This window comes from Anabaena sp. PCC 7938 (assembly GCF_049315035.1).
GTDB lineage: Bacteria > Cyanobacteriota > Cyanobacteriia > Cyanobacteriales > Nostocaceae > Anabaena > Anabaena cylindrica.
Map to the genome: position 1 here is coordinate 5,426,194 of NZ_CP186034.1, position 22,930 is coordinate 5,449,123.

Sequence of the window (22,930 nt, forward strand, 5' to 3'; positions counted from 1 at the left end):
CTGTGATAGCATTCTCAGTCGGAGACAGGGAACGAGATACTAGGAACGGGGTAAATTTATTAACAAAATCATTCAGCTAGAAGGTTTTACTGCTGTAGGGGCGTATTTGAATATGTCCCTACAACCACTGCTATAAGTTTTTGGTAATAAATTAAATCATAAATTATTGACCAATTACCATTGACAATTGATAAATCGAGTAAATATACTCAGCATTTTGTTCAATTTGAGCATTTTTTCTATTTACAAATTGATAAAAATATCTATAACCTTCAAATTCATCCGAATCGAGGTTAAATTTATATAATCTGAGTAATTGACATTTTGCACCTCTTACCCTTGCTAGTCCCAACTACAAGGAGATTCACTAAGTGCAGAAGACCAAAGCAGAAAACTTAGACCTAAATGACTGGGCAATTTGTCCAACAATTGTTATCTTTCTTAATTAAAGAAGAATAAACGTTAGGATATATATCAGCCCAAATATGATCATTTCGGCCTTTCTGTAACCAATATCACTTTTACGAGTTGTTTTTTTGGTTTTAATTATGAATCAACCAATTCAGCTTTCCTTGGAACAACAGTTTAACATCCGCTCATTTGCAACACAAGTTAAGCATATGAGCCATGAACAAGCACAAGACTTTTTAGTTAAGCTCTATGAACAAATGGTTGTCAAGGAGGAAACCTACAAGGAGCTTCTCAAGCATCAGTGGGGATTAGATTCAGGCTCCACTATGGCATAGAGTAAATCTTCTTTTGTCGCAGTGGACGACCTCCTTCTCTTGCTGGTTTCCACCAGAGGAAAAGAGCTGGGGATGCCGGGGCGTCAACTTCGATCTTTTAAACCCACCTTCTAGAATGCATAAACTTGACTCAGGAAATAAATTCACGGTCAACTCTTAGGTTTAAAGTTAATATCACTTAACTCAAAACTTACCTAAAATGATACTGGCATCCCAAAACAAGACAAAATTTATAACCTTGTCTACCTTAAACTACTTTACATCTGTAGAGATATTATATCTAGGGTCTGATTCGCACTGATAATTATACCAGTCCAAATATATAGTACCACTAAGGCTGACACTTTATTTATCTAACTATAGTTTGCCAAGATAAAAAGCTTTTGTTTACAAAAGTTTACTTTATCTGATTAAATACTTTCTTGTTATTTATAATACTAGTAATATGTTCATCTGAAATTTAGCCAGATAGGTCAAACGGTGAATCTGTATCCATTGTTTGCAGTCTAGCTAAAATCTGCGGTTTAATTTTTTCATACTCTTGTTTAAGAAAAGTTTTACTAACTTGAGCATCAGCAGATGATGTAGATATTTTGCTTGCTTCCAACCAATCTTTTAGTCGCTGACATTGGACAGGAGCAATACTGGAAGGGAGGATATGGGTACAGTGAGTGGGTGTTTCTCGCGCAAAGAACAACAAGCGATAATGACCTGTGTGTTGAAGTAAGCGCACAATCTCCTGACCGAAATTGGTTTTGAGATCAACATAATAAGGTAACCATTTAGCTCCGTGTTGGCGATTGTAGATAACAGTAATCCACAACAGCATGGGATGGGGAACAGAAATGAAAAGAAATTGATTATAGCGAGTACAAACTAAACGCTTTTGAATTTCCTGTTCAGGTAGCATGACCCATAAAGCTGGTAAAACTTCACCATTGTTATAAATGGGTTGGGGAAAAACAATATCAGCAATTGGTTTATTTAATGGCCAAGAAGTCGTGCGAGACATATCATCGCTGATTGGGGATACCCGTAGTTCAGTTTTGATAATTTTTTCGACTACTGGGGATGCCAATGGACTAGTTGTTGGCTTCTTTTCAGGCTCAATTTGCTGTTTAGCTATGAAGTTAGGATTGAGTGCAGGAGTATTTTCACTAGCTTTTTTACGTATTTTGTCCTGCTGTTCTGCGGATACTAAAACACTGAGAATTTCGTTAATGCTTTGAGGGCGATCGCTTGGTTTTTTTTCTAAACAACTCATTACCAAATCTTCGACCTGCTTTGGTATCCTTAATGTAGGATTAACTTCGGCAAACGTCTTTGGCTTTTGAGATTTATGGATTTGATACCATGCTCCAAAAGAATGATTAGACGGGACTAACGGCAACTTAGCTGTGAGCATTTCAAACATCATCACACCCAAGCTATAAATATCAGAGCGATTGTCTAGTTCTTTGCCCTCTATTTGTTCTGGAGAAGAATAGGCTAGAGTACCCAAATAAAATTTAGTCTGATCACCATCTGACATCATTAACTTGGCAATTCCGAAGTCTAAGACCTTGACTAGTTCGCCAAAACTATCATCTTGAACTACCAGCATATTGCTAGGCTTAATGTCACGATGAATAATTGAGTAGATAGATCCGTCTACGGGGATGCCATTATGAGCGCACTGTAAACCCAGACAAATCTGCCTGGACATACTCAAAAATCTAGATAAAGAAAGATTTTGGTCACGGATGACATCGCTGAGGCTTTTTCCTTGCAAATATTCCATTACGTAGTATGGAGTATTATTTTCATCTACTCCATAATCCATTACACGGACAATGTGCAGACTTTTTTGACCTAGTAAGGCACAGGTTTTTGCTTCTCGCTCAAAGCGTTCTTGCAAACGCATTTTTTCGTTTTGAATAGATATAGCCAGGAACTTGATGGCTACGGGGACACCTCCCAACAAATTATCCTTAGCACGATAAACTCGCCCCATTGCTCCAATACCAATTAACTCTTGGAGCTGGTAGCGTTTGTTGAGTAAGCGACCAGTATTGGGGTCTGCTGGCATAGAAAATTCGGCTCCCATGTTCCAAAATCGTCAATGAAACCTGCCATTTGTAGAGTTGTAATTTTTTCAGTTTTGAAGACTGAGCGAACAAACAGTAGGGTATTAATCAAGTTATCAGTTTTTTTGTGTATATTTACGGAAAAAAATGGGAATTTTGCTAATAATTTTTTGTTTATCTAGAGGATACTTGCGTGCAATGTAAGTTTTTTTAAAACTGGGATACAAATCGGTTGTTACATTTACTGAATAGAGAAGAGGAAACCGGAAATTATCAATCCTTTTTAAGTAATTTTGGTGACTAAAGATTGATAAGATTCACTTTTTTATAATTAGATTACCTAGTGCATAACCGTGAAAATAACTAGCTGGTGCAAAAAGTTTAAAAAGGTGATTAAGATTGCCTCTTGTTCTGGTACTAATTTGGTTGACGCTCCAAACTTGCTTCCATTGTACTGGTTAAAAAATGACCGGCAAGAATACCGCTAGTGAGGTAGTAATGATCATCAGAAACCTGATGTAGGGTTTCAAAACCGCTGCGACGTTCGCGATCGCCTAGTACCCAGAAACGCTGGACGATGGTGTCGGGGCAAATCCAGCCTTCACCTTCTACTTGGCCTAAAAGATTGTGTTGCAGTAAAAAAGTATATTGGCGATCGCTATCATGCAGTCTGCCTTTATATTGGCAAGATATTTCTGCGCGATCGCTTCCAGGAAATACCAACTTTGTGGCCATCGAAAACCAGTCATCACGATCCCAAACGACTACAGTCATGCCCTTAAAACAGATTGGCATACTATTTCGTTCCAGCCAACTTCCTTGCATGATCCAGCGTCCTGGTTCTAATAAAAAACTGTGAGTCACCTTTTACATTCCTTGTTTTAATCCAACACCTTGCAATGAGAGCGATTCCTTCAAATTTTGAAGAAGGAGTCAGGAGTCAGGAGTCAGAATCAAGACACTCGTTCCTCCCTAACGCTGCGCTAGACGCTCGTTCCTCCTAACGCTGTGCTAGACGCTCGTTCCTCTCTAACGCTGTGCTATCAGTCGGGGATACCCTGCGGTAAGCAAGCTACAGACCCACGATTGTTCGCCCTTGGCGTTACGACCACCAAATCGTAGATTTGGTGGGGGTTTTAAACCCGATTATTCATCTGCCACTTGCACAGAATACCCAACAGAATTCTGAATTCTGACTCCTGAATTCTGTTCGATAAATTGGCGTTATCAAAGGCACTCAGAACTAATCTGGTGCATTTCTCCTAAAAGCACTTCTTGATTTGCTCCAGTTGCAGCGGGTAAGTTACCGGGAATGCCTAGCTGTCTCCAGTAGGCTAAGACCGCGAATGCGATCGCTTCCTTAAAATTTGCACTTAAGCCTACTTCATCTGTAGTTAAGACTGGTACTGATTCCAACAATAATTCTAACCGATGTTTCAAATAATGATTCCGACTACCACCGCCACATAAAAATACTCTGTCTGGCATTTGCGGTAAAAAAGTCCGGTAACTGTGAACTATAGAAGTTGCAGTAAGTTCTGTAATTGTTGCCAACACATCTGCGGGGCTAAGTTCATAGGTTTGGGAGTCTTTTAAACAATCGTGTAAATAACTCACACCAAATAATTCCCGACCTGTAGATTTAGGTGGTGGTAAATGAAAATAATCTTGACTTAGCCATCGTTCTACTAATGGATGACAAGGATTACCACTAGCTGCCCAATTGCCATTTTCATCGTAGGTTTTAGCACCATTACTAAAATGATGTACAGCCAAATCCAAAAGACTATTTCCTGGGCCTGTATCCCAGGCACAAATTTTGTCCAGCCAGTCATTTTGGCGAGGAGGTAGATAAGCTACATTACCAATACCACCAATATTTTGAATACAACGCCTTTCTTGGGGATGACTAAGTAAAAAAGCATCAATTCTGGGGACAAGAGGCGCACCATGACCACCAGCTGCAATATCACCCACACGAAAATTGCTGATAGTATTAATACCTGTAATGCGAGCAATGATAGCCCCCCGACCGAGTTGTAAACTATAACCGAGTGATTGGTTCTTCTTTTCTCTGCTTCCCTGTGGTGGTCTATGAAAAACAGTTTGACCGTGGGAGCCAATTAAAGCGGCTGGTGGATGACCTATTTGGATATTTTGGGCAGCTTGGGCAAAAACTAGAGCGATCGCATCATCAATTTCTGCTAGTTCTGCCATTGAAATTGGCGCACCGCCACAAATAGCCAAAATTCGGTCTCGGAGTTCAGCAGGGTAAGCATATGTTTCCCCGGCTAGTAATTCAACTTTTAGATCAAAATCTGTACCGACAATCTCTACTAAGGCAGCATCTATACCATCTACAGAAGTGCCGCTTATTAAACCTATAACGCGAGTCGGATGCATTTACAGAGCTTCTGGTGTGAGTTCAACAGGTAGTTTAACTCAAATATTACCCAGATCAAGGCCAGAAGTTGCCATTATTAATTTTTAGACGATGATGTTTTTTCAGTAGCAATAATATGTAAATCAACATTTTTCAACAAACGCACCAATTTTTGGGTTAAAGAACCTTTAAAGAGGATTTCCCAGCGCGATCGCTGACTTTCCCCAATGACTATCTGGGTAATGTGGTATTTTTCCGCAACTTCTGCGATCGCATCAGCAATATTATTACTGTTAACTCTGATAAAAGTTCCTGTGAATTCTTTACATAACTTCTCACAAGTATCAACGTGTAGACTTTCTGCTTTCGAGAGAAAGCGCTGAGGATCAGCCACAAATAAAACATACATAGGAGCATTCATATAGCCAGCTAATCTAGCACCCCGACGTAATAATTGCACCGAATTAGGGTAAGTAGATACACAAACTAAAACCCGTTCGTGAATATTACAAAATTGTCCTGTGGGTATAGAAGCTAATGCTTCTCCCTCCACATTATCTGCAACTTCGCGTAAAGCCAATTCTCGCAAAGCAATCAAGTTACGTCGTTGGAAGAAATTATCTAGAGATTGTTGGATTTTTTGAGGTGCATAAATTTTTCCTTCTAGCAACCTTTCTTGCAAGGTTTCTGGTGTGATATCAACTAATACGACTTCATCAGCTGCCTCTAGAATGCGGTCAGGGAGTCGCTCACGTACAACTATACCTGTAATTCTGGCAACTAAATCATTGAGACTTTCCAAATGTTGAACATTCATAGTCGAGTAGACATCAATACCCGCTGCCAAAATGATTTCCACATCTTCATAGCGTTTTTCTCTCAGAGAACCAGGAATATTAGTATGGGCGAGTTCGTCGATTAAAACCAGTTGAGGAAAACGATTGATAATTGCGTCCGTATCCATTTCAGGAAACATCAAGTCACTCAGAAGCATTAACTGTGGAGGTATAATTTCCAGTCCCTCAGATTTTTGGATCGTCTCCTTTCGTCCATGAGTTTCCAATAACCCGATAACTACATCAATTCCTTCCTGTTTAAGTAACTGTCCTTCTTCTAACATTTTGTAGGTTTTACCTACACCGGGAGCCATACCAATAAATATTTTGTGTTTTCCTCGTCGCTTTAAATATAGAGAAGAATTTGCATCAGTTAGCATAATTCGTAATTCGTAATTCGTAATTCGTAATTCGTAATTTTAGAAAATAAATTATCTAGTTGGGATATACAGCAGTTCTATTGGATTTATAAACAGAATTTTGAAAACTAACCGCAGAGACGCAGAGAACGCAGAGGCAGATAAAAAAGAGGTGTTCACATCTTATTTAGGATCGCTATATAGCCTTTCCCACTCTAGTTAGATACAAAATTACCCCTCCCCAACCCTCCCCTTACCAAGGCTACGGTGTACACACAAGTCTTGAAATCATACCTAACGCTTGGTTTTGCCACTCCAAATCCCAATTTTATAGAGATGGAGGTTTGAGTTTCGCAAAATATCAGGCATTTCAGGGGCTAAAAAACCTGAAACCTATGAGGCAACCACTTGTGTGTACACGGTAGCTTACCAAGGGAAGGGTGCGCGTCAGCGCGGGTGGAGTGTACTTCATGCGCTTGGGAATTGCTATAGGTAATAGGGGACAGTATTGAAAAATAGTATTACAATATGCTCCTATAGACAATTATTAAATTAATAATTAATTTTGTTGACGGTTCAGTTCTTGCAAATCAAGAGCATAATTTAAACGTAAAACATTGATATTTGGTTCCCCAAATATCCCTAAAAATCTTGGGTCAGTATACTTATTGATTAAGGGTATTATTTCATCTTCTTTAATATTTCTTGCCCGTGCGACCCTTGTTAACTGCTGTTGTATTGCTTTCAAAGAAATATGAGGATCTAAACCAGAAGCAGAGGTGTAAATTAAATCAGGCAAGGGTTGTATATTTTCATCTTGAAGTTGATTAGTTAGTTCTAGAATTCTGTTAGTTAGCTCTGGATTACTAGGAGCAAGATTACTAGCACCAGAGATACCTGTGAGATAAGCTCTTCTACCTTGGCTATATCTTACAACACTGGGACGACCATGAAAATATTTATCTGATGTAAAAACTTGACCAATTAAAGCTGAACCAATGGGTTTAGCATCTATATTTAAAACAATGCTGCCATTGGCTGAAGAAGGGAAAGCAAACTGACCAAATTGTAGAATAGCCAGAGGATAGATAATTGCGGTCAATAACCAAAGTAAAATAGTTATCCGAATTGCGCGGATAGTTTCTTGAATAAACACCATAATTGGTAATTGGTAATTGGTAATTGGTAATTGGTAATTGGTAATTGGTAATTGGTAATTGGTAATTGGTAATTGGTAATTGGTAATTGGTAATTGGTAATTGGTAATTGGTAATTGGTAATTGGTAATTGGTAATTGGTAATTGGTAAAACTCTTCCTTTATGTCCTATTCCCTATTCCCTATTCCTTATTGTTAAGCTAAACCTATAACAGTGATAATCATATCTATAAATTTAATGGCAATAAATGGAGCAATCACCCCACCTAAGCCATAAATTAAAATATTGCGTTGTAGAAGTTGATTAGCTGTCAAAGGTCGAAACTGGACACCTTTTAAGGACAAAGGAATCAAAATTGGAATAATCAAAGCATTGTAAATCAGTGCCGACAGTACCGCCGAATTAGCACTGGTTAACTTCATAATATTCAAGCTTTCTAAATTAGCGGCGGTAAAAATTATCGGGATAATAGCAAAATATTTAGCAATATCATTGGCGATTGAAAATGTTGTCAATGCCCCACGCGTAATCAGCAATTGTTTACCAATACTGACGATATCAATTAGTTTTGTGGGGTCAGAATCCAAATCCACCATATTAGCCGCTTCTTTTGCTGCTTGAGTGCCTGTATTCATTGCCACACCGACATTTGCTTGGGCTAAAGCGGGGGCATCATTAGTCCCATCTCCTGTCATTGCTACCAGTTTACCTTCTGCTTGTTCCCGTTGAATAACGATGATTTTATCTTCAGGAGTGGCTTCGGCAATGAATTCATCTACTCCGGCTTCTTTGGCAATGACAGATGCTGTGATGCGGTTGTCTCCGGTTAGCATAATAGTACGAACTCCCATGCGCCGCAACTGGTCAAAACGTTCGCGGATACCGGGTTTAATAATGTCTTTGAGATAGATAACACCGTAGATTTCGTCATCTAGAGAAACCGCCAGGGGTGTACCTCCTTGGTGAGAAACTTCTTCGTAAGCAGTATCTAGTTCTAGATTTTCGTGTCCATTCCGCGAAGTTCCCGCGGAACCACTTCGTGAACGCACAAATCCTTTAATCGCAGCTACTGAACCTTTGCGGGCTTCATGTCCACTAGGTAAATTAGTTCCACTCATGCGGGTTTTGGCAGAAAATTCTACTCCTTGGGATTTTTTACGGTCTATATCAAATTTTGCCCCAAATTTTTCTGCTAGTCGGATAATAGATTTTCCCTCTGGAGTATCGTCAAAGATACTAGCGGCTAGGGCAACATTAGCAATTTCTGCCATTGAGTGGCCGTTGATGGGTATAAACTGTTCTGCTAAACGGTTGCCGAGAGTGATTGTTCCTGTTTTATCGAGAACGAGGGTATTTATATCTCCACAGGCTTCAACTGCCCTGCCTGAGGTGGCTATGACGTTAAATTGAGCTACTCTATCCATACCTGCAATGCCTACTGCACTAAGTAGTCCGCCGATGGTGGTGGGGATGAGTGCTACTAAGAGGGCAATGAGTATGGGTACGCTGATTGGACTGTTTACATAATAAGCAAAGGCTGGCAGAGTTACGACTACAAAGAAAAATACAAGGGTAAAAACTGTGAGTAGTGCTGTTAAGGCGATTTCATTAGGTGTTTTACTGCGTTCTGCCCCTTCTACTAAGTTGATCATCCGGTCAATAAATCCTTTGCCGGGGTCAGCGGTGATGCGGATAATTAATTCATCGGAGATGATGCGCGTACCACCAGTAACGGAACTAGCAACATCTGAACTTGGTTCTTTAAGGACTGGTGCAGATTCGCCGGTAATTGCTGATTCATCTACGGAAGCGACACCCAGAATTACTTCACCGTCAGCGGGGATGATATCACCGGCAACGACGTAAACAGTGTCACCTTGTTTGAGGCTGGTGGAAGAGACTTCTGTGATTGTGCCATCAACGACGATTCTTTTGGCTGTGGTTTCTGACCGGGTAGACCGCAATGCATCAGCTTGGGCTTTTCCGCGTCCTTCTGCCAATGCTTCGGCGAAATTAGCAAACAGAACGGTGGAAAACAAAATTCCCGTTAACAAGCCGTTGAAAAGTTGGGGGTTTTTTTGGGTGACTGGTCCAAATAGTGGGGGATAAATTGTGAGGGCTAGGGTGATGATTGTTCCTAACCAGACCACAAACATGACGGGATTTTTGATGGCATATTTGGGGTTGAGTTTGAGAAAGGTATCCCTAATAGCTCTAGTGTAGAGTCCTTTGGTACTGACTAGGGCTTTTTTGCGTTTTGGACGGCGATCGCTAGGACGACTCCGGGAAGATTTGGGTCTTGGGGTAGTTGCGGCGAAATTCATATATCTAGGTCATTGGTAATTGGTAATGGGTAATTGGTGATTGGTAATGGGTGATTGGTGATTGGTAATGGGGAAAACTTTTACCCAGTCCCCAGTCCCCAGTCCCCAGTCCCTAGTCCCCAGTCCCTTAATTTCCAGAAGCTAGTTTAAAAGCTTCGGCTATGGGGCCTAAAGCTAAAACTGGGAAGAAAGTTAGTATTCCTAAGATGATGGTTACGCCAGCGGTGATGCTGGTAAACATGAGAGAATCGGTTTTGAGAGTAGCACGAGTTTCTGTTACTTTTGGTTTGCCAGACATACTATCAGCTAAAAGGAGGATGGCGATAATGGGAATGTAGCGCCCTGCTAAAATGCTGAAGCTGGAACTTAAGTTCCACCATAGAGTGTTATCTTTCAACCCTTCTAAGCCAGAACCATTATTTGCTGCGGCTGAGGCGTATTCATAAACTACTTGAGAGATACCGTGAAAGCTGGGGTTACTGATTCCTGATAGAGATATGGGATATGCTAGAGCGATCGCACTCGGAATCAGAACCAAAATCGGATGAATCAGCAGCACGACGCTGGCCAGCACGATTTCCCTTTTTTCAATTTTGCGGCCAAAAAATTCTGGGGTGCGTCCTACCATTAAGCCGGTCAAAAACACGGTCAGGATCAGGTAAATGAATAGATAAGCTGTTCCTGTTCCTTGTCCTCCCCAAATGATTTGCAAAAATAAATTGAATAAGGTAGAAAATACTCCTTGAGGCATCAGTGAATCATGCATTCCGTTGACTGCACCGCACATGGTGGCGGTAGTGGTGACTGCCCATAATGCAGTTTCTGCCCAGCCAAAGCGCAGTTCTTTACCTTCTAAGTTTGGTATTTCGGCGCTAACAATTTTGTTAATTAAAGGATTCCCTTGCATTTCACCAACGGCTGTCATCCAGATCAGAATCACAAAAATGACAAATACCATCCAAAACAGTAACCAAGTTTGTTTGAGGTTGTTGGCAAATACGCCGTAGGTGTAAATTAAGGATGTGGGAATAGAAAGCATGGCGATGATTTCTAATAAATTAGAAGCGCCATTGGGATTTTCAAAGGGATGGGCAGAGTTAGCAGCAAAAAAACCACCACCGTTTTCCCCTAACATTTTGATGCTTTCAAAGGAAGCAACTGGCCCTCTAGCAATATATTGGGTTCCTCCTTCTAAGGTTTGGATCACCAATGTTTGATCTAATGTTTGTGGTACACCTAAGGCAATGAGAGCGATCGCACCGATAATAGACAGAGGTAATAATATCCTGGTGATGGCACGGGTGAGATCAACATAAAAATTTCCTAACTTCCTCCCCGTTAACCCCCGAATAAAAGCAATTCCTACCGCTAACCCAGTTGCAGCTGACGTGAACATTAAAAATCCTAAAGCTGCTATTTGGCTAAAGTAGCTTAAAGTCGTTTCTCCAATGTAGTGTTGTTGATCTGTATTAGTCAAAAAAGAAATTGTCGTGTGTAGCAATGTATCCCATCTCATCACCCCAAAACCATTGGGATTCCAGGGTAAAAGTCTTTGATAATGGAGTACTGCATATACAAAAATACCCATAACCAGGTTGCTGCATAATACTGCACGGATATATTGCCAACCTGTCATCTCATCATTTTTGCGAACACCCACTAATATATAGAGAATTTTCTCTATCGGGTTCATGATCACATCCAGAATTGTGCTTTCTCCTAAGAAAACCTTAGCTATGTATCTTCCTAATTTAGGAGTAATGAATATGACAATAGAGAGCGTTAACGCAATTTGTAAAAAGCCTTGTCCCATATAGTTTTTACTCAATTAAACTGAAGTTATAGCCTGTCGATGCTGAAAAATAATACTTAAATTACGGGTAAACTTGATTGCTAGTGATTGGATAATACAGCAGAATTCAGGAGTCAGAAGTCAGGAGTAAAACCGGCTTGGTGTCTGGCTTTGAATTTAGATTCTGTAACTCATTGATCTGCAATCCACTGTATCTACATATCACCTCAATGTATCAATCTTGATTTACTATATTCTCGATACTTGTGGAAGTTGTTGTTAAGAATATTTCAATTCTACTATTACTCATCTATTTGGCTAGTTATTATTATCTGTTTATACAATACATTCACCAAAATATACTTTCAATAAAATTAAAATATATGATACTTTTATTACATCATTCACAGCTTAATCGTATAAGTTAATACCATTTACTCTGCCATATATTAACCAGAGTGAGGTTAGCAGATGATTATATTCTATAATTAATCAATTTTGGTAAAAATCCTGATTAGTCCAGCATATCCAATTTACTTGTATAAATTCGAGCTAAATTTCTATTCTGAATTTCTATAGCAAAAGTATTTATAGTTACAATATTTTTGATTAAATTATTGCTACTCCCTTTTTACTCAAAGAATACGGTATAAATGAACCGCGTATCACTAACGCGAAGCGTCCCGTAGAGAAAGACAGAAAGGACGCGTCAAGCTTTCTCTTCGAGAGTCTTCACCAACGGATACGCTACGCGAACGCTGAAAGCGTCTCGAAAAGAAGAAAGAAGATGACTAATTTGACATTGGGAAGGATGTATTAACTATTGATTAGCGAAAAACTGATCATTCGATTTTTTGACTTTGGATATCCAATTTTGGTTTTTATGCAAAATTTCTCTATAGGAAATATCGGCTGCAAATACTGCATCAAATAGAGGTGGAAAGAAAGTTTTGGGAAAGATTTGATGGAGAATTTTTCCTAAACTATTGCGAATAATAAATTCAGTAAATAACTTTTTAGAACTAGGAAAACAATAGTCACTTAATTCTCGTAATGCAAACGCATCTGGTTGACGAATAATACTATAATTTTCTAGGGTTAGTGCTAAATTATCAGCATATTCATCTAACAATTTATTCAAAACTACCACATCTTCTAATGCTGAATTGCACCCTTGACCAATAGAAGGCGAAACCGCATGAGCAGCATCACCAATTAATAGGACACTATCACCGTAATGATAGCGATTGCAGCTAACTGTTAAAACTCGTGAAATTGGTCTTTGTGAAAATGCTTCAGCTTCATATTCTGGTATTATTTGACCAATTTCCGGGGAATTTTCCTTAAAAAATTTAGTTACTTCTTCAGTATCTGTAAGTTCTGCTATCGGATTTTTAGCATAGGGAAAATGAATAACACCGCTCATTGTCGCATCTGGCTGATGTAGCATTAACATAGCTACACCATTACTTAATCGCCAAGTGTGAATTTTATCTTTTTGCAAATCAATTCCTGGAATTTGATCTGGATTAGGTAAAAAAATTGATTTGTAAGCATTGGGAACATAATTTTGTTGACATTCAAATACTTCTGTATTGATTAAATGCTCTCTAACAACAGAATGCGCCCCATCAGCACCAATTAATAAATCATAATCAATAGTAAATTCAGATTCTATTTCTTCAGCAGAAGTTTCTGGTTTTAGTTTTTGCAAGTTTACTTTTTTAGCTGCAAAATCTACTTGTATACATTGACAGTTAAAGTGAATATTGAGCCGAGTACTATCATGGTTTTCTAGTAATTTTTCTAACAGTACATTTGCCAAGTTAGTACGGTCTAGAGTTACTAGCGGTTTTTTTCTACTAGTTACCTGAGTTTTGCCTTTTTTTCCGTGTAAAATTGTTCCCGTCATTTCCACACTAACTGCTTTAACTGCTTCCTCTAGTCCGGGAATCTGAAGTAAAGCATTTGTCCCTCGTTCAGAGAGGGAAATGGGAAAGGTGCGTATTTTGGAGAAATTTACAGTCCGGGGATCGCTGCGACGTTCATAAATTTCAATTTGATATTTTTCATCCCGACGCAACAAGTAGTGAGCCAGAAGAATGCCACTAGGGCCTGCACCGATAATTACAACTTTTTTAGCCATAGCCTCTGAAAATTACATAATATTAACGGGATCTACATCTATTGTTAAGCTGATTGAGGGGGGACAAAGCGCTCTAATTTCTTGCCAATCTGGTAAATTGGGTAATGCCTCATGGTCAAATTTGAGCAATATTTGCCAGCGATAACGATTAGCTACGCGTAAAATACTAGCTGGTGCTGGCCCCAATATTTCAAAGCCTTCTTGATCACTGAAAGTTGTAGCGATGATTTGGGCTGTATTTTGGACTTGAATGGGGTCAAGACTACTCAACCGCAATAAAATTAACCTACCATAAGGGGGGTAATTAAGAGCTTCTCTTTGTTCTAATTCTGCATTAGAGAAAGAGTGATAATCATGTTTTTGTACTGCTGCAATGACTGGATGTTCTGGGGTATAAGTTTGCACAATTACCCTGCCTGGATCTTCCCCTCTTCCTGCACGTCCTGCTACTTGGGTGAGGGTTTGAAATGTTCTTTCATTGGCGCGATAGTCTGATAAATGTAACAAACCATCAGCAGCGACAACACCAACAAGGGTGACTTGGGGTAAGTCTAAACCTTTGGTAAGCATTTGTGTTCCCACTAATAAATCTGCTTCACCGTTTGCAAATTGGGTGAGTAAGTTGCGGTGTGCGCCTTTGTTGCGGGTGGTATCGCTATCAAAGCGAATTAATTTGAGGTTGGGAAATTGGCGGTTTAATTCCTGTGCTACGCGTTGAGTTCCACTCCCAAAGAACTTTAAATAGGGAGAACTGCATTCTGGACAATGGGGGGGATGCGATCGCCCATAATTACAATAATGACATCTTAATAATTGCGGCGCACCTTCTTCTACATGGTGATAAGCCAAAGAAACATCACAATGTGGACATTCCAGCACATAACCACAACTGCGACAAGAAACGAAAGTGCTATGTCCCCGACGATGAATAAATAAAATTCCCTGCTGTTTCTTTTCCTGTAGCTGTTCTAAAGCTTCTTGTAAAGACCTACTAAATATAGACCGATTTCCCTCCTGTAACTCCCGACGCATATCCACTATTTCCACAGGTGGTAATGGACGCGAGTTAATCCGTTCAGGAAGTGAAAGATAATAAGAGGAAGGGGAGCAGGGAGCAGGGAGCAAGGGGGAAAGCTCTTTTTCTCTACCTCCTTCTTTTTCATGTTCTCCCAGACTCACCCAACTCTCCAAAGAAGGGGTAGCGGAACCCAAAATTAACGGACAATGTTCTAATTCTGCCCGCCATTGGGCGACTGTACGGGCGTGGTAGGTGGGAATGGGAGAATCTTGTTTAAAGCTGCTGTCGTGTTCTTCGTCTAAGATGATTAAACCCAAGTTGGGTAAAGGGGCAAAAATAGCGCTGCGAGTCCCAATCACTACTTGAGGTTCTCCGGTGAACATTTGTCGCCATGTGTCGTAGCGTTCACCATCAGAGAGGGCGCTGTGATAAACCTGGACTCGGTTTCCAAATCGAGCGCGAAAACGATCTGTTAACTGGGGTGTGAGTCCAATTTCGGGAACTAAAACTAAAGCAGATTTACCTTGGTTGAGGAGAGGTGCGATCGCTTGTAAATATACTTCTGTTTTTCCTGAACCTGTTACCCCATGTAATAAAACTTGAGCAAATCCATTTAAAGATTGTATTAATTCTAGGGCGTTAGTTTGAGCATTTGTTAAAGATTTTGCCTGATCCCCAGCCATGAGTGGACTTTGTTCTCTGCGTAATATTTCCCGTTCTTCAATTACTACATATCCCTTTTCTACCAAAGTTTTGAGGATAGAATTACTGGCACTACAAATTTGTAATAATTCACTTTGCCATAATTCTCCGCCTTGCCGTCGCAATACTTCAATAATTTCTCTTTGACGAGTGGTTAAATCTCGGTCATTATTATCTATTAGTGTTACTGCTTTTTGGAGTTTAGGTTGATTTTGTCGGGGTGGTTCTAAATAGTTTTCTGCTAATCCCAAACGGGTTAGTTCACGAATTCCTCGATAGGAAGATTTAACTTTTTGTTGAATATAGTAATAACTGTAGTCACCTGTAGGAGTTTTTTGCAGCAATGATAAAACTTGTTGCGCTGTGGGTGACATGAAAATAGAAGTATTGTTAGAGACATCTTGATCTCTTCCCAAGGATGTCAAACGCAGACGACGTTGCGATCGCCCTAATAATCCTGGTGGTAAAGCCACCCGAATTACCTGAATCAGCGGTGTATAGTAATAAGTGGCGATGCGGTTGAGCAATTCCCAATAGGTGCTATGGAAAAATTTTCTGCTGACTACATCTTCTACTTCCCGAATTTTCTCTGGTGCTAAATCTGCTGGCGGTTGAGACAAGAAGCGAATAGCGATCGCACCCACTTGTTGCGCCCCAAAGGGAACAGTCAAAATATCCCCTGGTTTGATTTCTAACTGAGGTGGTATTTCGTATGTAAATAGCTCCGAGCTTCCTGGACAATCTACGAGTACTTCAATCCATCTATAAACAGTTGTTTTTGACTGGTATGACTCTCCAGGTTCAGCTACGACTACAGAAGACAATTTTCCGGTATTAGTATACATCATTCCTAAGTTTTTAGATAGATATTATTGCCATATACTAGGAGAAAAATAGACCAAACTCACTTAACTTTAGCTGCTTATATTACTACAGGCAAACTGTATTTCGCAACACTTTTATTACCAATCATACTTGATAAATTTTAATTTGTGTAATCTACTAGACAAATTAATTTCTACGGTACGTGCAATAAATGTTTGATATTGACTATACAAATGAACGTATCAGATATGTAAATAAAACGTTTTTTTATCTACTAAATATGGAGTATGCTTTTTCCACCTAATGATAGATATTAAATACTTTTTCTATGTGAGATGCTTTTATACAATTAAGATTGTCCGGATTTTAAGCTACCATTTTTGTAATTTGTATCATTTAGGAAGCTTCCACTTCTATCCTCTAAAACCAACAAAAATCTAGGAAAATACATGAAAATTTAAGACGTAGCATTCCTGAGATGGAATTTTTATATTTGTTAAGGTTGAGAATGTTTGAGGGTGTTTGACATATTTGGTGATCAATAAAAAAATGAGGAATATGTCTGCTGGTAGTGGAAAAAGATGGTATTTTGGGTGCAAAGACAATATAAATCGTATCTAAAAGTAACCAAAAGCATGACGAATGGATACAGATTTTTATTCCGACTAAGGAATTTTCAAGAAAATTGTATTTTGCTTTCGTCAATGGGTGTATTCGTCCTTAAAGGAAAACTACCAAGCCTCAAATGAGCGGCTGTCACTAAATTATGTACCAAACAAAGCAACAATCCCGAAAAAAAACTTATGAATATTGCTGAATTGGGAACAATGGAAATACTGGAGAACGCTACTGATCATGAAGAACCATCACTTGATAGTTTGGAAGCAGTAGTATTTGATGACTCTGCAATTGTAGAAAATTTGGAGTCAGAGGAACGGAATGGGGATGACATGGCAGCCGCTCGCCCTTCGGGATACAATAAAACCGAACATGACGATGCTGTAGGCGCGTTTTTTAAAGAAATGGCGCGTTATCCGCTGCTAAAAGCCGATGAAGAAGTGGAGTTAGCAAGGCGAGTTAGGTTTCTCGAAGAGGTAAAAGACTTACAAGCAGCTTTGGAATTGGAACTGGGACAGCAACCGAGTAAAAACGAAGTGGCTTCCAAGTTTGAGATGACAGAAAAACAATTGGAAAGCCGCTTGTATCAAGGACGGGTGGCGAAGCGGAAAATGATTCGTTCTAACCTGCGGTTGGTGGTATCTATTGCTAAACGCTATCTAAACCGGGGAGTTCCTTTTCTGGACTTAATCCAAGAAGGTGCAATGGGCTTAAATCGCGCTACAGAAAAGTTTGACCCTGATAAAGGATATAAGTTTTCCACCTATGCTTACTGGTGGATTAGACAGGCTATTACCAGAGCGATCGCTAATGATGCGCGAACTATCCGTTTACCAATCCATATTGTTGAAAAACTTAACAAGCTCAAAAAAGCCCAAAGGGAACTCAAGCAAAAATTAGCTCGTAATCCCTCGGAAGCTGAAATGGCTGAATCTTTGGAAATTAGCGTTCAGCAACTGCGACAACTTCAACAACTCCGTCGTCAGGCGTTATCTCTCAATCACCGTGTCGGTAAGGAAGAAGACACAGAATTGATGGATTTGCTGGAAGATGAGGATAACCAGTCTCCAGAAGCAAAAATGAATGAAAACATGATGCGTCAGGAGATTTGGGAAGTTTTAGGTGATGTCCTCACTCCACGGGAGAAGGATGTAATTTCTCTGCGCTATGGACTAACGACGAGTGAACCCTGCACTTTGGAAGAAGTTGGGAATATGTTCAACCTTTCCCGTGAGCGAGTGCGTCAAATTCAAAGTAAAGCTATGCGGAAGTTACGTCGTCCTCATATTGCTAAACGTTTAAAGGGGTGGTTGATATAGCAGGAGTTCGGAATTCGGAGTTCGGAGTTCGGAGTTCGGAGGAAGAAGGAGATTAGTAATGAGACAGAATTTAGTTACACAACTTATTTCAACTTATTTCTCTGTTCCCTATTCCCTGTTCCCTGTTCCCTCTCTCAACGAGTAAATTTAATTTTGTCCGACTACTTAATTAGTTAAGAAAATTTATGGGCTTCGGTATAAACTATGGACTGTGGACTATAGATTAAAGGCTAATGACTTCGTGTAGTGATTTGATTGTACGTTTTGCTGAACCAAATGATTGTCATACTCTATTTGCGTTAATTCAGTGTCTGGCAGAATTTGAGAAGTTATCTCATGCTGTAACGGGTGATGCTCTAGCACTAAAGGAGCATTTATTTGGTTCACCAAAATATATAGAGGCAATATTAGCAGAATCAGCAGGGCAAGCTGTAGGGTTTGCCCTATTTTTTCATAATTATTCTACTTTTTTGACTAAGCCAGGAATTTATCTGGAAGATTTGTTTGTTTTACCGGAATTTCGACGACAAGGTATTGGTAAAGCATTGCTCACTAAAATAGCGAAGATAGCTGTAGAACGGGATTGTGGACGCTTGGAGTGGAGTGTTTTAGATTGGAATGTGTCAGCACAGGCGTTTTATCGCCGCATGGGGGCAGATATTTTAGATGATTGGCGAATTTGTCGTGTGACGGCAGAGGGACTGTCACAGTTAGCAGCACAAGGTTAATCAGTTCTTAAATAATGGCATAGCTTTTTTGGATTACCTTGATATTAGCTGCTGAGTATAAACCTAGTTGTTTCGTTTATAGTCATAGTAAGAAATAACGGCACATCACCGTAGAAATAACTAACTGCTTACCCAAAGGTATATGAATACAAATTGCCCCTCCCAAGCAATGCAGACTAGTTTTCATACAGCACTCGGTGCTATGAGCGCATTTACAGAACTTTTTCAAGAACCACAAAATTTAACTAATTACCTAAACCAAATCCAACAAACGCCAGATCAACTACTCCAAGATTTAGCTGCTAAAGGCAAAAATATGGAGGAAGACATGGCAAGTTTCGTCAAATCTCATTGTTGTGGATGCAAGCCAAAATTTTCCTATCCCCAGTATGTTGAACAAGCAGATGGCCAGGCTTTCAATCAACCCTATGAAATTAAAGGGACGACAATGTATGGCTTTGCGATTGAAGCTTCAATGTCAAAGCTTCAGGATGTGTGTGACAAATATCTCAATCATCCCAGCAATGGGGAGATTGAATATCGTCCAGTTATGTCTCACGTCATTCTGACTATCAACAATTTAGACACTTTAAGATCCGTTAATCCTCCCGATTATGACAAAGGAACAGTCCAAGAACAGGAAGTTGTTTTTTGGATGTTAACAGTGGTTGGAAAAAAAGTCGGGCCTGTATTTGTCGCTGAACGTCTGGCTTGGTTCATACCCTACATCTATGTCAATAATGCCACTCCTCTAGTATCAGGAAGGGAAGTGTACGGCTTCTTCAAACAATTTGGGACGGTGCAGATGCCCAAAATTGATCAACCACCAGATTTATTTACTTTAGACACCTTGGTATTTAAGGAGTTTACCCCAGAAACCAAGGCGATAGAGGCTCGTTTGTTGGAAGTCCGACGCGTCTGGCAAGGAGAGAAACACCCCTCAGTCAAGACTTGGGGGAATTTTGAAGAAGGAATTAGTGCGATCTCTAATTTACTATTTGACAAAAACAATGAAATACTTATTCCCGGCTTAGGATTACCATTCAATCTCCTTAACTACCTGATTGAAAAAGTTGTCCCACTGGTTAACCTCAAACAATTCCGCGATGCCGAAGATAGTCGAAAAGCTTGTTATCAAGCCCTCATTGAATCCCCCATGCAATTACAAACTTTTCATGGCGGAGAACTTCTTGGATTCGATGATTTCGGTGATAAATTTGAGTTGACAATCAATAAATTCGCCAGCCAACCCATAGTTCAAGAGTTGGGCTTATATACAGGATATTCCCCAGGCAGTGAATCCATACAAATCCCTATAAAACTAGCTTTTTTACTTAATTTCGATTTTACTTTTCAAAACGGCACTACCGTGTGGCAAGCACAACAAAAATAATTCGTAATTCGTAATTCGTAATTCGTAGTAAAAACCCTCAATAAATCCAGTCCCCCTCCACGAAAGAGCGGGGAGGGGCTAGGGGTGGGGTTCTTCGGCACTCTCCATGAATGGAATTAATTGGCATACGCATATCTATTCAAATCAGGAAAAATCATCATGTCAGAAACATATAAACCGAAAAAGATTACCATCTTAGGCGGAGGAATAGCATCCTTAACCACAGCCTATGAATTAACCAGCCAACCAGGATGGAATAACCTCTATGAGATTACTATTTATCAAACAGGTTGGCGTTTAGGTGGAAAGTGTGCCAGTGGTCGTAATCTCAAGCCCCATAAACCTGATCATGAACCTGATTACCGTATTGAAGAGCATGGATTACACATCTTTTTTGGATTCTATGAAAATGCCTTTAGTCTGCTCAATCAATGTTATGAAGAATTAGGGGGAAACGGCCCTTTCAGTACTATAGAAGATGCCTTCAAACCTCACAGCCTGATTGTGTTAGAAGAATACATCAATCAGCAATGGATAGACTTACCCTTTGACTTTCCTACAAATTCCCTACTTCCCTGGGAAGGTGGTGGTAAATCTTCGATTTGGCAACACATTTGCACAACTATTAAATTTGTTCTTCAGACTTATACAGAAATCAATGATAGACAATCGCAATCTAAAAACTGTTTAGAAACGCTGAATCAACAAATATCCCTTGGCAAAGAAATTATTGAATTCCTATTAGAAGAGAGTCTCATTCAAGTTCCTAGCCAGTTAATACAACTCTTGCTACAAGAACCTAGCCATTGGGGAGAATGGTTAGAAAATATCAACAATAATTTGGGGAAAGCTGTCAAAGATCTTGATTTTAATTCAGAAGGAATGTTTCTGAATCTTGCTTATAATTTTGCTCAATTTTTACCTCAGAATACCAAAACTCACAAACGAGAACAGCATCAATTTATTCTAAAATTGATCAATCGCTTTACGGAGCATTTTAGTAATTATTTGGATACTGATGAAGAAAATTTTGAAATTCAGTGGCGGTTAACTCTGATTGATTTAGCACTAGCTAACATTCAGGGTTTATTTGTTGATGGAGTTCTTAATTATCGTTGTTTAGACCACCTAGATGAATATAACTATAAAGACTGGTTGAGGAAACATGGAGCGCGGGAATCAAGTGTTAATTCAGCATTTGTCCGAGTTTTGTATGATCTCGTTTATGGCTTTCCAGAAGGGAACACTAACAACCCTCAATTAGCCGCAGGAACAGCTATTCGTATCCTCATGACCATCTTGTTTCAGTACAACGGGGCAATCATGTGGAAGATGCAAGCCGGCATGGGTGATACGGTGATCACTCCCCTCTATGAAGTCCTCAAACGTCGGGGTGTGAAATTTAAATTCTTCCATGTCGTCAAAGAGTTGCACCTTGATGAAGATCAGGAATCTATAGCAGAAATTGCGATCGCACGTCAGGTTAATTTAAAACATCCACAGCAGGAATATCAACCTCTCATCCCCGTCAAAGACCTACTTTGTTGGCCTAGTGAGCCTCTTTACGATCAGATTGTAGACGAAGAAGCCAAAAAGCTCCAAGACAAAGAAATTAACCTAGAGTCATATTGGACACCTTGGCAAGATGTAGAAACATTTAAACTCACCAAAGGTAAAGACTTTGATATCGTACTCCTTGGTATTGCCATAGCGGCTTTACCTTCTATCTGTCAAGAAATACTCCAGGCTGAGAAAAATCCTGCTCATCAAAAATGGCACAATATGTTGAATAGAGTCAAAACAGTCACCACTCAAGGTGGACAGCTATGGCTCAAGTCAACCTTGCCACAACTAGGGTGGAAAATGTCTAGCCCCGTTCTTGGTGCTTATGTTGAGCCTATTGATGTCTATGCGGATATGAGTGATTTATTACCACGAGAAAACTGGCCTTCGGAACATTATCCCTATAACACTGCCTATTTTACTGGCGTGATTGCAGATCCAGGAATTCCCCCTAGCAGTGAGTATAGTTTCCCTGCCCAAGAACAGATCAAAGGCGACGAAAAAGCCGTAAATTTCCTCACCAATCACATTGGACATCTTTGGCCTAATGCAACCCTCCCTAACAATCCTCAAGGATTAAACTGGGATTTGCTGATAGATTACCAAAACCGTCAAGGTGTAGAACGGTTTAAAGCTCAATATTGGCGAATTAACATCAATCCTACAGAGCGTTATGTGCTTTCTGTTCCTCAAAGTACTAAGTATCGCCTCAAAACAGATGAATCTGGATTCGATAATCTTTACCTAGCAGGTGATTGGATCAATAACGGTTACAATGCGGGGTGTGTAGAAGCTACCGTCATGTCAGGAATGCAAGCAACGCGAGCCATTTTACAGCAATGCTTTCAAATCAAATATACAAAGAAAATTATTGGTGAGTGGGATAACTGGATTTAGTTTAAGAAGGCAGAAGGCAAAAAATGAATGTAGGAGTAATTCATAAAATTGCCCCTG

At 39.7% G+C, this 22,930-nt stretch carries 14 protein-coding genes; 5 read left to right on the plus strand and 9 right to left on the minus strand.

Going from position 1 to position 22,930, the window contains the following annotated elements; translation table 11 throughout:
• Positions 1-548 precede the first annotated feature (548 nt).
• Complete coding sequence (locus tag ACOWPH_RS24300) at positions 549-746, plus strand: NblA/ycf18 family protein (RefSeq protein ID WP_015212684.1); 198 nt, start codon at positions 549-551, stop codon at positions 744-746.
• A gap of 460 nt (positions 747-1,206) precedes the next feature.
• Here ACOWPH_RS24300 and ACOWPH_RS24305 read toward each other — a convergent pair whose 3' ends face one another.
• From ACOWPH_RS24305 to priA, 9 genes are all read right to left on the minus strand, one after another.
• On the minus strand, positions 1,207-2,832 hold the full coding sequence (locus ACOWPH_RS24305; protein ID WP_250855194.1) for a serine/threonine-protein kinase: 1,626 nt from the start codon (positions 2,830-2,832) through the stop codon (positions 1,207-1,209).
• 397 nt (positions 2,833-3,229) lie between these two features.
• A complete protein-coding gene (locus ACOWPH_RS24310) occupies positions 3,230-3,676 on the minus strand; it encodes a hypothetical protein (RefSeq protein ID WP_096713106.1) in 447 nt (148 codons plus the stop codon).
• Between the two features lie 363 nt (positions 3,677-4,039).
• Positions 4,040-5,215, minus strand: a complete 1,176-nt coding sequence (locus ACOWPH_RS24315; RefSeq protein WP_096713105.1) for an anhydro-N-acetylmuramic acid kinase — start codon at positions 5,213-5,215, stop codon at positions 4,040-4,042.
• A gap of 77 nt (positions 5,216-5,292) precedes the next feature.
• Positions 5,293-6,411, minus strand: a complete 1,119-nt coding sequence (locus ACOWPH_RS24320) for a universal stress protein (protein WP_015212686.1) — start codon at positions 6,409-6,411, stop codon at positions 5,293-5,295.
• Between the two features lie 538 nt (positions 6,412-6,949).
• Positions 6,950-7,549, minus strand: coding sequence for a K(+)-transporting ATPase subunit C (gene kdpC / locus ACOWPH_RS24325; protein WP_015212687.1), 600 nt, complete (start codon positions 7,547-7,549; stop codon positions 6,950-6,952).
• A 193-nt stretch (positions 7,550-7,742) separates the two neighbouring features.
• Complete coding sequence (kdpB, locus tag ACOWPH_RS24330) at positions 7,743-9,872, minus strand: potassium-transporting ATPase subunit KdpB (protein WP_015212688.1); 2,130 nt, start codon at positions 9,870-9,872, stop codon at positions 7,743-7,745.
• 127 nt (positions 9,873-9,999) lie between these two features.
• Positions 10,000-11,685, minus strand: coding sequence for a potassium-transporting ATPase subunit KdpA (kdpA, locus tag ACOWPH_RS24335; RefSeq protein WP_015212689.1), 1,686 nt, complete (start codon positions 11,683-11,685; stop codon positions 10,000-10,002).
• A 799-nt stretch (positions 11,686-12,484) separates the two neighbouring features.
• Positions 12,485-13,810: an FAD-dependent oxidoreductase gene (locus ACOWPH_RS24340; RefSeq protein WP_015212690.1), complete on the minus strand. Its 1,326-nt coding sequence runs from the start codon at positions 13,808-13,810 to the stop codon at positions 12,485-12,487.
• A 12-nt stretch (positions 13,811-13,822) separates the two neighbouring features.
• Positions 13,823-16,375 (minus strand): primosomal protein N', encoded by a 2,553-nt coding sequence (gene priA, locus ACOWPH_RS24345; RefSeq protein ID WP_015212691.1) that lies wholly within the window; start codon positions 16,373-16,375, stop codon positions 13,823-13,825.
• 783 nt (positions 16,376-17,158) lie between these two features.
• Between priA and ACOWPH_RS24350 the strand changes: the two genes are divergently transcribed.
• The 4 genes from ACOWPH_RS24350 (at position 17,159) to ACOWPH_RS24365 (ending at position 22,873) form a co-directional block, all read left to right on the plus strand.
• Positions 17,159-18,292: an RpoD/SigA family RNA polymerase sigma factor gene (locus ACOWPH_RS24350; protein ID WP_015212692.1), complete on the plus strand. Its 1,134-nt coding sequence runs from the start codon at positions 17,159-17,161 to the stop codon at positions 18,290-18,292.
• A 233-nt stretch (positions 18,293-18,525) separates the two neighbouring features.
• Entirely contained in the window at positions 18,526-19,020 is a 495-nt protein-coding gene (locus ACOWPH_RS24355) for a GNAT family N-acetyltransferase (RefSeq protein ID WP_015212693.1), read from the plus strand.
• Positions 19,021-19,162: 142 nt separating this feature from the next.
• Positions 19,163-20,413, plus strand: a complete 1,251-nt coding sequence (locus tag ACOWPH_RS24360) for a hypothetical protein (protein ID WP_042464476.1) — start codon at positions 19,163-19,165, stop codon at positions 20,411-20,413.
• Between the two features lie 159 nt (positions 20,414-20,572).
• Entirely contained in the window at positions 20,573-22,873 is a 2,301-nt protein-coding gene (locus ACOWPH_RS24365; protein ID WP_015212695.1) for an NAD(P)-binding protein, read from the plus strand.
• Positions 22,874-22,930: the final 57 nt, after the last annotated feature.

Coding starts and splice junctions, on each gene's coding strand:
- ACOWPH_RS24355 (WP_015212693.1), top strand. CDS start 18,526: ATGACTTCGTGTAGTGATTTGATTGTACGTTTTGCTGAACCAAATGAT.
- ACOWPH_RS24365 (WP_015212695.1), top strand. CDS start 20,573: ATGTCAGAAACATATAAACCGAAAAAGATTACCATCTTAGGCGGAGGA.
- ACOWPH_RS24300 (WP_015212684.1), top strand. CDS start 549: ATGAATCAACCAATTCAGCTTTCCTTGGAACAACAGTTTAACATCCGC.
- kdpB (WP_015212688.1), bottom strand. CDS start 9,872: ATGAATTTCGCCGCAACTACCCCAAGACCCAAATCTTCCCGGAGTCGT.
- kdpA (WP_015212689.1), bottom strand. CDS start 11,685: ATGGGACAAGGCTTTTTACAAATTGCGTTAACGCTCTCTATTGTCATA.
- ACOWPH_RS24320 (WP_015212686.1), bottom strand. CDS start 6,411: ATGCTAACTGATGCAAATTCTTCTCTATATTTAAAGCGACGAGGAAAA.
- ACOWPH_RS24305 (WP_250855194.1), bottom strand. CDS start 2,832: ATGGGAGCCGAATTTTCTATGCCAGCAGACCCCAATACTGGTCGCTTA.
- ACOWPH_RS24340 (WP_015212690.1), bottom strand. CDS start 13,810: ATGGCTAAAAAAGTTGTAATTATCGGTGCAGGCCCTAGTGGCATTCTT.
- ACOWPH_RS24360 (WP_042464476.1), top strand. CDS start 19,163: ATGAATACAAATTGCCCCTCCCAAGCAATGCAGACTAGTTTTCATACA.
- ACOWPH_RS24315 (WP_096713105.1), bottom strand. CDS start 5,215: ATGCATCCGACTCGCGTTATAGGTTTAATAAGCGGCACTTCTGTAGAT.
- kdpC (WP_015212687.1), bottom strand. CDS start 7,549: ATGGTGTTTATTCAAGAAACTATCCGCGCAATTCGGATAACTATTTTA.
- ACOWPH_RS24350 (WP_015212692.1), top strand. CDS start 17,159: ATGAATATTGCTGAATTGGGAACAATGGAAATACTGGAGAACGCTACT.
- priA (WP_015212691.1), bottom strand. CDS start 16,375: ATGTATACTAATACCGGAAAATTGTCTTCTGTAGTCGTAGCTGAACCT.